This is a genomic window from Hominimerdicola intestinalis, assembly GCF_054655215.1.
In genome coordinates, this window is sequence record NZ_BAAHNZ010000011.1 from 25,072 (window position 1) to 40,379 (window position 15,308).

At 43.2% G+C, this 15,308-nt stretch carries 15 protein-coding genes; 9 read left to right on the forward strand and 6 right to left on the reverse strand.

Annotation, left to right across the window (positions count from 1 at the left end):
* Positions 1-23 precede the first annotated feature (23 nt).
* The 6 genes from ACYQ0H_RS09880 to abc-f all read right to left on the reverse strand — a co-directional run bounded on the left by ACYQ0H_RS09880 (position 24) and on the right by abc-f (position 8,339).
* Positions 24-1,970, reverse strand: a complete 1,947-nt coding sequence (locus ACYQ0H_RS09880; RefSeq protein WP_459812670.1) for a carbohydrate-binding domain-containing protein — start codon at positions 1,968-1,970, stop codon at positions 24-26.
* Positions 1,971-1,984: 14 nt separating this feature from the next.
* Positions 1,985-2,671, reverse strand: coding sequence for a DUF4956 domain-containing protein (locus ACYQ0H_RS09885; RefSeq protein WP_459812671.1), 687 nt, complete (start codon positions 2,669-2,671; stop codon positions 1,985-1,987).
* Positions 2,664-3,392 (reverse strand): polyphosphate polymerase domain-containing protein, encoded by a 729-nt coding sequence (locus tag ACYQ0H_RS09890; RefSeq protein ID WP_459812672.1) that lies wholly within the window; start codon positions 3,390-3,392, stop codon positions 2,664-2,666. Before ACYQ0H_RS09890 ends, ACYQ0H_RS09885 begins: the two co-directional genes overlap by 8 nt.
* A gap of 192 nt (positions 3,393-3,584) precedes the next feature.
* On the reverse strand, positions 3,585-6,188 hold the full coding sequence (locus tag ACYQ0H_RS09895) for an AMP-binding protein (RefSeq protein WP_459812673.1): 2,604 nt from the start codon (positions 6,186-6,188) through the stop codon (positions 3,585-3,587).
* Between the two features lie 85 nt (positions 6,189-6,273).
* The gene (locus ACYQ0H_RS09900; protein ID WP_459812674.1) at positions 6,274-6,717 is read right to left on the reverse strand and encodes a MarR family winged helix-turn-helix transcriptional regulator; all 444 of its coding nucleotides are present in this window, start codon (positions 6,715-6,717) and stop codon (positions 6,274-6,276) included.
* 125 nt (positions 6,718-6,842) lie between these two features.
* The gene (gene abc-f / locus ACYQ0H_RS09905) at positions 6,843-8,339 is read right to left on the reverse strand and encodes a ribosomal protection-like ABC-F family protein (protein ID WP_459812675.1); all 1,497 of its coding nucleotides are present in this window, start codon (positions 8,337-8,339) and stop codon (positions 6,843-6,845) included.
* Between the two features lie 471 nt (positions 8,340-8,810).
* On the opposite strand from abc-f, the gene ACYQ0H_RS09910 reads away from it, so the two are divergent.
* The 9 genes from ACYQ0H_RS09910 to ACYQ0H_RS09950 all read left to right on the forward strand — a co-directional run bounded on the left by ACYQ0H_RS09910 (position 8,811) and on the right by ACYQ0H_RS09950 (position 15,276).
* Positions 8,811-10,130 carry an aspartate kinase gene (locus ACYQ0H_RS09910; RefSeq protein ID WP_459812676.1) on the forward strand — a complete coding sequence of 440 codons (1,320 nt, stop codon included), beginning with the start codon at positions 8,811-8,813 and terminating at the stop codon, positions 10,128-10,130.
* 302 nt (positions 10,131-10,432) lie between these two features.
* Complete coding sequence (locus ACYQ0H_RS09915) at positions 10,433-11,572, forward strand: aldo/keto reductase (RefSeq protein ID WP_459812677.1); 1,140 nt, start codon at positions 10,433-10,435, stop codon at positions 11,570-11,572.
* 87 nt (positions 11,573-11,659) lie between these two features.
* The gene (locus tag ACYQ0H_RS09920) at positions 11,660-12,220 is read left to right on the forward strand and encodes an ECF transporter S component (protein WP_459812678.1); all 561 of its coding nucleotides are present in this window, start codon (positions 11,660-11,662) and stop codon (positions 12,218-12,220) included.
* Positions 12,180-12,611 (forward strand): DUF1893 domain-containing protein, encoded by a 432-nt coding sequence (locus ACYQ0H_RS09925; protein WP_459812679.1) that lies wholly within the window; start codon positions 12,180-12,182, stop codon positions 12,609-12,611. The genes ACYQ0H_RS09920 and ACYQ0H_RS09925 overlap by 41 nt, the downstream gene beginning before the upstream one ends.
* Positions 12,612-13,132: 521 nt before the next feature.
* Entirely contained in the window at positions 13,133-13,432 is a 300-nt protein-coding gene (gene yhbY, locus ACYQ0H_RS09930) for a ribosome assembly RNA-binding protein YhbY (RefSeq protein ID WP_459812680.1), read from the forward strand.
* Entirely contained in the window at positions 13,429-14,025 is a 597-nt protein-coding gene (gene nadD / locus ACYQ0H_RS09935; RefSeq protein ID WP_459812681.1) for a nicotinate (nicotinamide) nucleotide adenylyltransferase, read from the forward strand. The genes yhbY and nadD overlap by 4 nt, the downstream gene beginning before the upstream one ends.
* A 14-nt stretch (positions 14,026-14,039) precedes the next feature.
* Complete coding sequence (gene yqeK / locus ACYQ0H_RS09940; RefSeq protein WP_459812682.1) at positions 14,040-14,624, forward strand: bis(5'-nucleosyl)-tetraphosphatase (symmetrical) YqeK; 585 nt, start codon at positions 14,040-14,042, stop codon at positions 14,622-14,624.
* A gap of 127 nt (positions 14,625-14,751) precedes the next feature.
* Positions 14,752-15,117: a ribosome silencing factor gene (rsfS, locus tag ACYQ0H_RS09945; protein ID WP_459812683.1), complete on the forward strand. Its 366-nt coding sequence runs from the start codon at positions 14,752-14,754 to the stop codon at positions 15,115-15,117.
* 24 nt (positions 15,118-15,141) lie between these two features.
* Positions 15,142-15,276 (forward strand): hypothetical protein, encoded by a 135-nt coding sequence (locus tag ACYQ0H_RS09950; RefSeq protein WP_459812684.1) that lies wholly within the window; start codon positions 15,142-15,144, stop codon positions 15,274-15,276.
* Positions 15,277-15,308 lie beyond the last annotated feature (32 nt).

A 15,308-nucleotide genomic window follows, 5' to 3' on the forward strand; every position in this document is an offset into this window, starting at 1 on the left:
CAGGGAATTATTCGGTCTTTGGATTATCTGAAATTCATTCCGCCCGGTCTTCCTCCTCCGCCCATTCCTGTGCTGTTAGAGGTAACAAGACCTTCAACAGTCACCGACTCGGTAATTTCTCCTGCTGTTATCGTATAGGTCTCACCTTCCTTGATATCGGGGGAACTGAAGACTATCGACTGCCAATCTTTTTCGGGAGTATAGGACAATATTTTATTTCCGCTGCTGTCGGATATAACTACCTCAGTTCCTCCCGATACCGCTGAACTGAGGTTATGAAGAACTGAGCACTGTTCAGAGCTGTTTTCACCGAAGCCCTCTTCCATTCCTATGCTGCCGCAGGCAGCTATCGTTCCTCCGGTTATCCATGCCGAACTATTATCGCCGTAGTCGATCGCTCCGTTTCCTCCGTTCGTAGGTCCGCTGACGTATATTTCTCCGCCTTCTATAACAAGGCTGCCGTTAGAGTCAAGTCCGTCGCCCGAAGCGTTTATCTTTACGGTTCCTCCGCTGATTGTTAAAAGGTACTCAGAATCTGACGAAGTATTAAAGCCGTCCATGCCGGGTCTGCCGCTGCTGCCTGTATCGCTGCCGCCTGCGGCGTTAATTCCGTCGTCGCTTGCGGTAACTGATACGTCTCCTCCTGAAATTAAAATACTTATCCCTTCAAGACCTTCGTAGCTTTTTTCTATAGTTATCGTTCCGTCCGTTATTGAAAGCTCGCTGTCGGCGTGAATTCCGTCATCTCCCGACTTTGCGCTTATTTTTCCTCCGTAAATATTTATATTTCCGTTGCAGTGCAGAGAATCGTCTGAGGAATCTATGTTTATTTCTCCGCCTTTTATATTCAGCTCGGTTTCTGCTTTAATTCCTTTTGCAGAAGAGCTGTCTTGAGAATCCGTAGTTTCTGTTTCAGCGGCAGCCGTTTCAAGGTATGCTTCTTCGTTATTTCCTGTGTTCTGTGTATTCTGACGATTCGGCGGAGACATTCCCTCGGGCGGCGTTGCTTCGTTAAAGTCAGGGGGAGTCATGCCCTCTTTGCTGCCCCATTTTCCCCAGCCTTCATTAGGCTGACCGTCGGATCTCATGCTTGCGTTTTCGCTTCCTCCTCCGGTAGTTATATTAAAAGTACCGCCCTCTATTGAAATAATGCTCCGAGATTCTATTCCGTCTGTTCCGGCAGCTATATCAAATGTTCCGCCGTTTATATAGATATAGCCCTTGCCGGCTTCTTCGGTATTATCAGATTTTATTCCGTTTGAACCCGCGGATATCGTAAAGCTTCCGCTGTTGATCTTTATACTGTCTTTTCCGTATATTCCGCCTGATACGGAGGTTACTGAATATACTCCGTCTGTAATGACCAGATCGTCCTTGCATACTATTCCATGCTTATAATTAGCGGTTATATTCAGCGTTCCCGTACCGTTCAGCGTCAGGTCAGAGCGGCAGAAAACCGTTCCGTCAACGTTTGATGTTTCATCGTCGAGTGAGTATTCCGCTCCGTCTGTAAGCGAGTTTTCGCTCCCGCTTTCAAGCGTAACAGTTACCTTATCTGCTTTATTGACGAAAAGAGCGGCGTTATCGGAGCAAGAAACGCTTAGTCCGCTGAAAACAAGCTTTATTTCGCTTTCTTTGTCAGCGTCGACGATCATCTGCCCGTCGGAGAGCGTACCTGAAAGTATATAGGTACCGGCAGCTGAAATGATCAGATCTCCGTCCTTGAATTCTGCACCTGAGCCTTTAATTTCCGCACTGTTTTCGTTAAACACAATTGTATTCGAGGCGCTTTCGTCATAGCCGATGTCAAGATCCTCTGCGTTAAAGCTTGTATCAATGACTGATCCGGCGGAAACTGTGTCGGAACTGTTTACGGAAGAAGGATCATTCTTTGAACAGCCGCTAGCAGCTGATAAGACCGTTACAGCAGCAAGAAGCATGGCTATTCTCTTTGTTATATCTGAACTCATATTATCCCTCCGATCTAAAGCTGCTCATAGGGCTGACTTACTGGTCTGCCTAATGAGATCTCAAGATTTCCGTTGCGGCACCTAAGGTCGTCAATAAACGCCTTTTCTGACGCTCCGTTTTTAAGCGTTATGCTGTAGGTAAGCTTAAAAAGACTGCCCATATTGGTGGTCTTGACGTGTATCAGCTCAAAGCCGGAGGTGTATTTATCAAACAAGTCGCTGAATACTCCGCTGTAGTCAAGGGATTCCGGAATCGTTATTATCAGTTGTTTTTCCCCGTCCTTTTTTCCGATCGGAAGGCAGGAGAATACAAGGTTTGCCGCACAGAGTATTGCCGTAAAGATCACAGCGATAAGTGCATAGCCTGTTCCCATTGCAAGACCTACCGCCATTGCCAGAAAAATACTGCATATGTCACGGGCGTTCCCGGGAACAGAACGGAATCTGACAAGGCTGAATGCGCCCATAACTGCAACTCCCGTTCCGAGATTGCCGTTTACCAGCATAATAACTACCTGAACGATTGCGGGAAGCATTGCCAAAGTAATTGAAAATCCTTTGGATACCTTGTTTTTGTATCTGAATACTGTTGCGATAGCCGCTCCCAGAGCGAGAGATATAAAAGTATACAGAATAAATTCACCTATTGTGGTCCCTTCCGCAGATGTTGAAGCGGATAATGCCGATACCAGATCAAGCACAGTAGTTCACCTTTCCTTTTTCAGATTTTTGTTTCAGTGTTTTCAGATAAGCCGTTCCGTATTTTGAGCAGGAGCATGGATAAATTTCAAGCTCGTCAAGTATTTCCGAAAGCCATATAGGCATAGCTTCAGGAATTTTAATTTCCATAATACGTTCGCCCGTTTTAAGCAGTTTAGTTCCCCATATGCCCTTTTCAAGCTCCAGCGCTTCTTCCCTGTAAAGAATATCGCTGTCAAAGGTTATTCTCAGTCCGGGGTCGTTTCTTGCGTAAAGGGCAATACGGTCGTAAGACAGGTACATTGCGGGAGCAAGATCGGGATAGTAGCTGAAAGTCCATTTTAGCTCGTTCTCAATTTGATTTCCCCTGCCTACCTCGCCGTTTGATCTTATAAAGCCTTTCGCACAACTCAGCAGCATATCTGTCCGCCGCTTATAAACTATGCCCTTGTACTTCTTTTTCAGCTCGAGAAAAACCGTACTGTTAAGTTCCGGCGTTCCATAGCTGCGAAGCCTTATCTTTTCCTTGTATACAGGCTTTTCCAGAGATCTGCGTATAAGCCTGCGGTCGGGTGTGTCAAAATATATGCTGCATACTGTGCTTTTGCCGTATTGGTCAGGAACAGCGTATTCTCTGAGCCTTTGCATAAGCAGATCATATTTTCCCTCGTCCAATATATATTTCTTTTCTATGCGTTTGAATACCTCCTGAAAATTACTCATTCTTTTTAATGCCTGCCACTTCAGGCATATCCTCCTTTCTGCAGATATGTAATGTTATATTCCGCTGTATTTAAGCATATCCGATTTACTTAAATTTTACTTTAGTATATATATAAAAATTACTTTAAATTACCGCATAAAAAGACCGCATTGACAATTCAGACAGTCAATGCGGTTACTTTGAATAAATATTCAGTGAGCCTGTTTACTCTTTGGGGTCTTTCTTTTTTTAAGCTTTCTTACTTTCTTTCCGGTTTTAGAAGCCGCGGCTTTGGCTTTGTTACCAAGAGCCTGAACAGCCGACTGAACCTTTTCCGTAAGCGTTTCCGGAGTCATTCCCTCCGGGTCTATGGGATCGCCGTAAATAACCTCAACATCGTATTTTTTTAGTTTTTTCCAATTAAAAAGATGCGGCAGCTTTTTATCAGGAGGATATATCTCATGTCCTCCCTTAATATAAGCGGGTACGATAGGAGTTTTTGTTTCAATTGAAAGCAGTGCCGCTCCGTTTTTGAATTTTCCCAGCTTTCCGTCCTTGCTGCGGGTACCCTCGGGATGAATAAGAACGCCCCATTTATCTTTCAGCTTTTCCTTTATGGCGTCCATTGTATCTCCTACTGCTCCGGTCCTGTCTACGGGTATCATTCCCGCAGTTTTTATCATGATCCTAGTTACAAGCTTATTATTAAAGAGCTCTTTTTTTGCCATACAGCAGAACTTATTGAATCTTTCACGCTTAAAATTCTGTGTGATATATAGATAGTCAAAATTTGAAACGTGATTAGCGCAGATTATATACCCCTTGTCCTCTGGAAGTACGGCTTCATTTCTGACCCTGACCTTGTATATAGTATGGACAAGGTTTCTGTAAAACCTGTATATCCTGTAGTCCAAAGCGGATTTGTTAAGCGGATAGATTATCGATCTTACCGGAGTTCTTTTAATCATTTTCGGATTCTGAACAAGTCCTATAAGCTTTGCAACGGTCATTTCCTTGTCCATTGCGTCGTCTGTCTTTACTCCGCTGAATTCCTCTATTTCAAGTGCAAGCTCAACGGCGGAAAGCGAGTCTATCGTATAGTCCTTCAGAAATTTGTCGGACATCTTTACGTCCTCAGGAGGGATATTTCCTACCTTAGCTACAGCGTTTATGACCAGCTGGGCAATATCAGTACTGTCCGTTTTTATGGACTTTTTATTTTCAGTAAGCGTTTCAAGGCTGTCCTCAAGCACAAGCTTTTTAAGAAGATAACGCTTAGGCTTCTGCAAGGAGGTTTTGGGAATACTGTCTACAAAGTGAATTCCTGAAAGCTTCATTGCGGCGGCAAGGGAAGAGCTGCGCCTCATAAGCTCTTCATAAATTGCCGCATGATCTATCGGGTCGGCGGCAACAAAGGCGTGAACAGTATCATAGCTGCCGTCCTCGACAGGTACTCCGCAGACTACAAGCTCGTTTACTCCTTTAATGTTCCGATATGCCTTTTCAATATCGTCCGGAGCCGCTTTTTTTCCTGTTGAAAGCACAATGTTTTCCTTGCATCTGCCCAGTATAATTACGTTGCCGTGCTTGTCGTATTCTCCCAGATCTCCGGTTCTGAACCAGCCCTCTCCGGTAAAGGCGGCCTTAGTGGCTTCGCTGTCACCGTAGTATCCTGCCATAAAGTAAGGTGATTTCAGCATTATTTCTCCGCTGGGAGCGATCTTCATCTTTACCTTAGGATAAGGGCGTCCGGCGGTATTGGTAGTAATATTTCTGCCGTAGTTTCCTATAGTAGGTATATTGGTTTCAGTCGCTCCGTAGGAATTCAGGATATTGAACCCTGTTCCGTAGTAGAACTCACAGGTTTCCTCAGACATGGGAGAGCCTGCCGAGCAAAGTATCCGCGTCTGTCCTCCGAAAGCTTCGTGAATCTGTCCGAATACCTTTCTTCCGGCGTTTATTCCCAATGCCTTTCGCAGGCGCAGACATACAGGAAATGCAATTCTGTACAATTTTCTGGACTTGCTGTCTGCATTTATCTTTTTCAGTATCTGCGCTTTCAAAAGCTCATATATCTTAGGAACGGCGGGAATTACCGTAGGCTTGAAGCTCTGAAAGGCTTCTGTAAGTCCCTTGGCATTCAGCGCTTCAATAAAACCGACCTGAGAGCCGTAGAGCATTGGGGCAAGCACCTGAGCGAAAAGTCCGTAAATATGGCTGTTGGGAAGAATGCCGAGGTAGCGTTCATCGTCTGCAAGTCCGTTTGTATCAAGACACATTTCGGTTGATTTTATAAGCGTTTCATGATAATGCATTATGCCGGAAGCGGTTTTTGTAGTTCCGGAGGAAAAAATAATTACCGCAATATCCCTATCTGTATTTTCACAGGCTTTCGCAGTTATAGAACTATCCGAAAAAGCGGATAGTTTATCGGTCATATTAAGCACGGGTATTCCGTCAGGCTGTCCTATAGCTTCATATACCTTTGGGCTTGCGATAATACAGCCGACCTGAGCTTTTTCAATAAGCGCCAGCATTTCGTCTTTAGGCAGCGAAGCGTCTATCAGAGCCGCGGTACATTCTAGCTTTTCCGCCGCCATAAACGCAATGTTCCACTCAGGGCGGCTTTCTCCTGCGATCGCTATCCTGTCCCCGGGTTTTATACCTGTATCTTTCAGCTTCTGCGCATACTCTTCTATCAGCTCTCTTGTTTGGGCATAGGTCAGCCCGGTCATTTTTCCGCCGCCGACAGCTATAAGCGCAGCCTTGTCGTTGTAGGTAAAACTTATCTTCTCAAATTCTCTGTAAATATTCATAACCGAACGCTCCTTTTTATATGCACATACTGCACGGACTACGCCGTCAGTAAAAAGTTTTATTCATACCGGTAAATTTCTGCCGTCAGCTGTTAAAAGAGTCGTCAAGAAATCTTGCAGCGTCTCTGAGCAGTTTATAAAAACACATAATATTATCAATTCCCATTTTTTCAATAAGTATATCAAAATATTTTTCTACCCTTTCGGTTTTTGATGTAATATACTTACGACCCTCCGGAGTAATATTTACATTCATGCGCCTGCGGTCGTCCTCGCAGATGTTCATGCTTATATATCCTTTTTTTCTAAGCGCTGAAAGAACCGAGGTTACACGCTGTCTTGAAATATCAAGCTCACGGCTTATTCTGGCCGGATTAACGTTATTTTCTTTTTCATCGTTAAGATATATAAGCACCATTGCTTCCCCCTGACAAAGCTCAGTCATTGTTTTAAATGCTTCAGAGGAATAGACTTCATATAAAAGACCGGCTATTTCATTCTCCATTTTTTCCTTCTGGTCCACGTTCATATATTTTCTCCTTAAAAAAATAAACAGTATTGATTGTCAACACTGTTTATTATACAACCCTATTTCTATTTTGTCAATACAAATCAATACATTTTATCAGTTCAACACAAAACCTGTAAAAAGCTCTAACCTATTTTTATGATCTCTGCCTGTTTGCCGGCGATCCTGCGGTTGAATGCCGAGTCATGTTCGACAAACAAAAGCGTCGGACGGTATTTAAGAAGAAGCTTTTCTATCTGTATCCTTGAAAGCACATCAATATAATTCAGCGGCTCGTCCCATATATAAAGGTGTGCCTGCTGACAAAGGCTTCCCGCAATAAGCGCCTTTTTCTTCTGTCCTCCGCTTAAAGCTTCTATCGGCTTTTCAAGCTGTCCGCGCGAAAAATCAAGCTTTCTAAGAATCGTCCTGAACAGGCTTCCGTCTATGCCCAGTGCCTCGCAGTATTCGTTCAGATCTCCGGACAGGTGTTCCGTACTCTGAGGAACGTAGGATATTTTCAGTTCTCCGCTTCTGATCATCTTACCAGTATAGCTTATGTTTTCTCCGCAAATCAGCTTTAAGATACTTGATTTTCCGCAGCCGTTTATCCCGCAGAGCGAAACGGCTTCTCCCTGTTCGACTGTAAAGCTTACGCTGCGGCATATTTCCTTTTCTTCATAGAAAATACTTACATTTTCCAGCTGTACAAGCTTCTCCTTATGAAATTTAAGCGGCGTTATTTTAAGCTCCTCGGCGCTTTCAAGATTTTTAAGCAGTCCCGAGCTTTCCTTGACTGCATTCTGTCGTCTTTCGGCAATGGCTTTTGACCTTGACATCTGCTTCTTGGCTTTTGCCCCCTCAAAGGCTCGGCGGCTGATGCTTTTTTCAGTTCTTACCGGATCGAAGCCTATTTTACGTCTTTCGGCTCTTTCAGACCATTCCGAGGTGCGCTTCGCCGCTGTTTCAAGCTGTTTGATCTTTTTTTTAAGCTTTTCGTTTTCTGCCTTTTCAAATCCGTCCTGCAATTCCTTGTTGTGAAGCCATGACGAGAAATTTCCTTTCTGTACTTCTATCGTGCATTTGTTTATTGAAAGCACATGGTCAACGCAGGCGTCAAGGAAATCTCTGTCGTGAGAAACAAGTATAAAGCCGTTTTTGCGGTTCAGATATTCGGCTGTCTTGCGCCTGCCCTCGGCGTCAAGATGATTGGTCGGCTCGTCTATCAGCAGGAATGCATTTTCATGCAGAAACATAGCCGCCAGCATGATCTTTGTGCGTTCTCCGTTTGAAAGTGTTCTAAACTGCCGATACAGCGTTTCGCATGATACGTCAAGCAGGGAAAGCTCTCTGAAGATCTCCCAGTCCTCCGCTTCAGGGGCAATACTGCGTATTACTTCCTCCGTCAATGAGTTCATATCTGTGTCGTACGGGAAATATTCAAAATCCACAGAAGCCGAAATGTTTCCCTGATATTCGTAATTGCCTGCAAGCAGTTTGAGAAAAGTAGTTTTTCCCCGTCCGTTTCTTCCCGTAAATCCCAGCTTCCAGTCGGTATCTAGCTGAAAACAGGCATGGTCAAAAATGTTATCTGCACTTCCGTCATATCCGAAGGTCAGGTCAGATACTTTAATTAAAGACATATATATCACTCCCAAAAAAATATAAGGCCGCAGGATTATCATGTCCCGCGGCCATAGCTTCAGAAAACGCACCTGCATAAACACAGACGCATATTATGATATATAGTCGGGAGAATACACATTATCCTGCACAAGACACAGCAAAGCAAACGGTATCATAAACCGTCTGTCCATATGCGTCTGAAATTTCAAGCAGGATCATCTGCGCATCCTCTCACTCCTTTGCAGTTAGATCAATACATATCGTATTGCCAAAGTTATTATATCACCCGTATTTTAAAATGTCAAGTATAAATAGTTGAAGCAGCAATATGTACGTCATTGAAACACAGACGTATTCCACAAACGTACACAGAAAATTAACACAAATTTAGATGAATTGCACATTGACTTGAATGTAAAAAATATATATAATTAATAGGTACTTGTTTATAGAAATTAATTTATCAGTAAGTAAGGGGATTGAGTGCGTTGACAAAGGTTGTTAAATTCGGCGGAAGCTCGCTTGCAAGCGCCGAACAGTTTAAAAAGGTCAGAGATATAATAAAAGCTGAGGATTCACGCCGTTATGTCGTTCCGTCAGCTCCGGGGAAAAGATATTCCGCCGATACAAAGGTTACCGATATGCTTTACAGCTGCTATGACCTTGCGGCAAAGGGAAAAAATTTTGATAAGGAATTTGAGCTTATAAAGGACAGATATTACGGAATTATCAGCGATCTGGGACTTGAGCTTTCTCTTGAGGAGGAGTTTACTACTATAAAAGCCTGCTTTATTGGAAAAGCGGGAAGAGATTATGCCGCTTCAAGGGGAGAATATCTTAACGGTATCGTGCTTGCAGAATATCTCGGATATGAATTTGTTGACGCCGCAGACGTTATTTTCTTCAATGATTCGGGAGTTTTCGATTCTGAAAAGACCAACGAGCTGCTTTCGGCTAAGTTGGCCGGAATTGAAAGGGCGGTCGTGCCGGGATTCTACGGCTCTATGCCAAATGATACAATAAAGACTTTTTCAAGGGGAGGTTCGGACGTTACCGGTTCTATCGTAGCCGCAGCTGTAAATGCCGACCTGTATGAAAACTGGACGGATGTTTCAGGCTTTTTGATCGCCGACCCTAGGATCATTCCCGACCCGCTGCCTATTACAACTATTACCTATAAGGAACTCAGAGAGCTTTCGTATATGGGAGCTACTGTTTTGCATGAGGACGCTATTTTCCCGGTACGCAAGGCGGGTATCCCTATAAATATAAAGAATACCAATGCTCCTCTGGATCACGGAACTATGATAGTTGAAAGCACCTGCCAGAAGCCTCCTTTTACAATTACGGGAATTGCAGGAAAGAAAGGCTTTACGGTTATCAATATCGAAAAGGATATGATGAACAGCGAGCTGGGCTTCGGAAGAAAAGTTCTCGAAGTCTTTGAGAAAAATGGGATTTCTTTCGAGCATATGCCTTCCGGTATAGATACTATGAGCGTTATCGTTCATCAGGCGGAGTTTGAGCCTAAGGAGCAGGAGATCCTAAGCGGTCTGCACAGAAACGTTCATCCCGATTCGATAGAAATAGAATCCGATCTTGCTCTTATCGCCGTTGTAGGCAGGGCAATGAAGTCCAACAGGGGTACTGCCGGCAGAATTTTCTCTGCGCTTGCTCACGCTCATGTTAACGTTAAGATGATAGATCAGGGCTCCAGTGAGCTTAATATTATCGTAGGCGTTGAGGAAAAGGACTTCGATGCGGCTGTAAGGAGTATCTATGAGATTTTTGTGATCCATCAGCTGTAATGCAATAGTACCGCAGTTTAGGTTTGATGTAAAATTATTTAAGGTGTAAACAGAAGTACAATGCATTGCGTTGCCGTTTTGTTTAAGTCAGTGAAGGCTTATATTTATTAAATGAGGTCCCCGGATTATACGGGGACTTTTTGTTAAAAGGCTGACAGTCCGGTGTTTTGTAATTACGGGTTTTTGCAATCTTTTAATCATTACAAAGAAAAGTAACAAAAAAGTGCTTATTTTGCGCTTGAAGTTTGTAGGACTTGACGGTATAATATATTAAATATGTTATTTGGAAGGAAGTGTTATTTATGAAAGTTGATAAGCGTTCAATGCCGAAATTGGGGATCGAAACGTCGCTGCTCGGATTTGGCTGTATGCGTTTTCCGACTTCGTCTGACGGAGCAATAATTGAGGATAGGGCGGAAAAAATGATCGATGAGGCAATTTCCGCAGGAGTAAATTACATAGATACGGCTTATCCGTATCATAACGGGGACAGCGAGCCTTTTGTGGGAAGAGTTCTTGAAAAATATCCGCGTGATTCGTATTATCTTGCGACAAAGCTTCCCTGCTGGCAGATAAATTCGGTTGAGGAGGCTGAGCAGCTGTTTTATTCACAGCTTGAACGTCTTAACAAAGACAATGTCGACTTTTATCTGCTGCATTCTCTCAGCAGGAATACCTGGAGAAAAATGCGTGATATCGGAGTAGTTGAGTTCTGCGAAAAGCTTAAAGCCGAGGGAAAGATAAAATATTTCGGCTTTTCCTTTCACGACAGCTATGAAGCGTTTGAGGAGATCCTCACCTATAGAAAATGGGATTTCTGTCAGATCCAGCTGAATTACATGGATACTGAGGAGCAGGCAGGGATAAAGGGCTATAAGCTTACGGAAAAGCTGGGAGTGCCGCTTGTTATAATGGAGCCTGTTAAGGGAGGTTCTCTGGCTTCTCTTCCCGACGATATTATTGAGGAGTTCAGAAAGCTTGCTCCGGAAGCTTCCGCTGCTTCATGGGCATTGAGATGGGTAGGGTCGCTTCCGAATGTAAAGGTCATACTCAGCGGAATGTCCGATGAAGCTCAGGTCAGTGACAATCTTAATACCTTTACAGATTTCAGACCTCTTGACGATTCTGAAAAAGAAGCTGTGGAGCGTATTGCCAATATGCTCAGGTCGAGGGTCAATAACGGCTGTACAGGCTGTAACTACTGTATGCCTTGTCCTGCCGGGGTAAATATACCGTATAATTTCAAGATATGGAATACATATGGTATATACGAAAATACAAATTCTACTAAATGGCAGTGGGAGCATGATATTGAGGATTCACAGAAGGCTAAAAACTGCATCTCCTGCGGAAAATGTGAACAGGCTTGTCCTCAGAAGATCAATATCAGAAGCGATCTGAAGAAGCTGCAAAGCCGGCTGGACGGGCTTTGCTATAAATAGCTTTTAAATTTTTGTATTTTATCATGCAAATATAATAAAATAAACGGGAAAGGAAAATATGCTCCTGAAGCGGGCATGGTGGCAATTATGACTGCAAGAAAAATTACCTGCGGCGGACTTATGACAGCCTTTGCGATACTGCTTCCTCAGGCGTTTCATCTTACGGGTATTCCTCAATCGGGACAGATATTTCTTCCTATGCATATTCCGGTGCTTATAAGCGGATTTGTTCTCGGACCTGTATTCGGTCTGTTTATCGGCGTATTATCCCCAATTATAAGTTCGCTTCTAACGGGAATGCCCGATTCGTTCAGGCTTCCGTTTATGATAGCCGAGCTTGCGTCTTATGGATTTATGAGCGGCATCCTTTACAATACCTTCGGAGTAAGGCACAGAAAGGGAGGAATTTATATTACGCTTATAAGCGCGATGATTTTCGGCAGGCTTATATATGCAGGTTCATTGCTTTTTGCCGGAGAGGTTCTTAACATTAGGGGCGTTTCGGCTGTAATGGCGGTTAATGCCGCTGTAACTGGTATTTACGGAATAATAATTCAGCTTCTGTTTATTCCGTCATTAGTTTATTCGCTTGAAAGGAGCGGTTATCTTGACTCAAGATTTAGAAAGAGCCAGAACACTGCTGTCTGAAAACGATAATACGTTTTGTGCAGTCAAGGGGCAGTATGTTGTTACTTCTCAGAAGCGGGGAGTGGCTCCTATTATAGATATACTCGGAAACGAGCCTGATTTCCTGACAGGCGCTTCGGCAGCCGACAAGGTTATCGGAAAATCCTCGGCGCTGATGCTTGTTCTCGGCGGAGTAAAAGAAGCGTATGCTCTGACAATAAGCAGTCACGCTTTAAAGGTATTAGAGGAAAACGGGATAGATGCCGAATATGAAAAGCTTGTTCCATACATAAAGAACAGAACAAAAAACGGCATGTGTCCTCTTGAGGAAGCTGTTTTGGAGGTCGGCGATCCTGAGGAGGCTTTTGAGATACTAAAAAATAAAATCAGCGAGCTTAGCGGAAAGCGGTAAAAATATATAGATCCAGGGAAAGTTATTATTGGCTTTCCCTGTTTTTATGCGAAAAACGATTATTGCTGTATAAAACAAAAAATGTTCCACGTGGAACATAAGTATAAAGTAAAAGCAGGCGGAGAACGAATTGAGGCAGTCCGAAATGCTGTTGATATAATATAGCCGATCTATGTATAATATGTTAAGAGGCGGTACGGAAATATTCCCTTAATAAAGACGGATATCGTTAATATCGGTGCATAAAGGCAGGTAGGCAGGAATTAGGATTAAAGTCTGTTTTATTAAAAGCGGAGCCGTAAGTTTCGGCTTTTGTGCGAACATAATAATCAAATAATCAATGAATCGTTTATCTGCGGCGGCAGCAAACGGAATGAACGGAAATAAATAATTGTACAAAATTAATGAAAGGCTTGGTTACCGGATCAAAAACAGCCGGTAAGTATTGCAAAATCTATGTAAATAGGTTATAATATAAAATAGTTTTAAAGCAAATATAAGACGAGAGGAATTAAAAAGCTATGATAACACCTAAGCAGAGGGCGGAGCTTAAAGCGCTTGCAAATCCGCTGGAGCCTGTTTTTCAGATCGGAAAGGGCGGAGTAAACGAGGCACAGATACTTCAGATAGACGATTATATGAGAGTCCACGAGCTTATCAAGATAAAGGTACTGGATAATTCAATGTACACTGCAAAGGAAGCGGCGGCTGAGATCGCAGAAAAAACAGGCGCAGAGGTCGTTCAGGTAATAGGCTCGAAGGCTGTTCTTTACAAGCGCAACGAAAAGGAGCCTGTTATCACGCTGAAAAATAAGCGATGAATATAGGGGTTTTCGGAGGAACGTTCAATCCCGTGCATAACGGTCACGTCAGACTGCTTGAAAGAGCGATGAGGGCGGTTGATTTTGATAAGGTAATTATACTTCCTGCCAAAATACCGCCGCATAAGCAGGCGCATCAGCTTGCAGGAGGAGAAGACAGGGTCAATATGTGTCGGCTTGCGTTTAAGCATATCGCAGCCGCAGAGGTTTCAGACTGGGAGCTAAAGCAAAGCTCAAAGAGCTATTCGGTTCTGACCCTCAGGCACTTTCACAGCGTATATCCTGACGCAAAGCTTTATTTTATAATGGGAAGCGATATGCTGCTGTCGTTTCATGAATGGTACAGATATGAGGAAATTCTGTCTTTGGCTTCTCTTATATGCATTTCAAGAAGCGGGAGCGATACTGCACAGGAAATGAAGAAATACGCTTCATGGCTTGCGGAAAGCGGCGGGGAGGTCATAATACTTGAGGACGAGCCGTTTGAGGTATCGTCTACTCAGATAAGGGAAGCGTTCAAAAAAAATACTGATCATACTTGCTATTTAAATAAAAATGTTGTAAAATATATTTTGGATAAAAATTTGTATTGACAGAGGTTTTGCATTTGGCTGATAAGAAGATAATTGGACAGTACAAAAATTATTTAAAGGAAAATCTATCAAAGAAAAGATACAATCACTCGGTAAACGTAGCAAACGCTGCGGCGGAGCTTGCGGATAGATACGGCTGCGACAGGGAAAAGGCGTATCTTGCCGGTCTGCTGCACGACGTATGCAAGGAAATGCCGGAGGAAAAGCAGCTTGAGCTTGTAAAGCAGTCGGAGCTTGACGTCTGCGCAATCGAAACAAAAACCCCCGCATTGTATCATGCTATAGCGGGGGCGGAGTTTATACAAAGCGAGTTTCAGATAAAGGATACGGAAATAATAAACGCAGTAAGGTATCATACGGTCGCCTGCGCCGATATGCCGCTGCTTTCGCAGATAATTTACCTTGCCGATCTTATATCCGCCGACAGGGATTACAAGGACGTTAAGAAAATGCGGCGGTATTCCGCTCAGAGCTTGGAAAAGGCTATGCTGGAGGCTCTGCGTTTTTCTGTTAAGGATTCGGCTGAAAAGGGCAATACCATTCCGGTTTCAACGCTGGAATGCTATAATTATTTTGCGGGATTGAGATCGGGTAAATAATACAGGCTGTTCTGCCGGAACAGATAGTTTATTGTATAAAACGGCTTTGAAAAAATTATAAAAGAACGGAGGAGTCCCGTGCGGAGGTATTTCAGAGCCGTCGCTGATCATGCGCATGGGCATTAATATGGAAAAGGTTACTCAGGAAAAAGCGCTTGAAACGATAATCAAGGCTCTGGATTCAAAAAAGGCTGAGGATATTCAGCTTATCGGCATAAAGGATCTTACTATCGTTGCCGATTATTTTATTATTGCAAACGGAACCTCCAATACTCATACAAAGGCTCTTGCCGACGAGATAGAATTTAAAATGAAGGAGCTTGGAATCGAGCCGACAAGGGTAGAGGGGTATCAGGGCGCAACCTGGATCGTGCTTGATTACGGCGGCATTGTCGTTCACGTATTTTATAAGGAGACCAGAAGCTATTATAATCTTGAAAGGCTTTGGAGCGACGGTGAGCTTTGTTCTGTTGAAAAATATCTCGACGAATAATTTTAGGAGTAATTACAGTGTTATGTGTTTGATCCCGCAAACGTTAAAATAAAATATAACTATGACGCTGAGTTTTGGTATCATAGGTCGGGAGAGGATATTTTTGAGGAAAGAGATGTTAAGTATTACCTTAAAGACTTGATGATGACTTTTATATAATTTACAATAGAATTTATTCAGAAGGAATGATA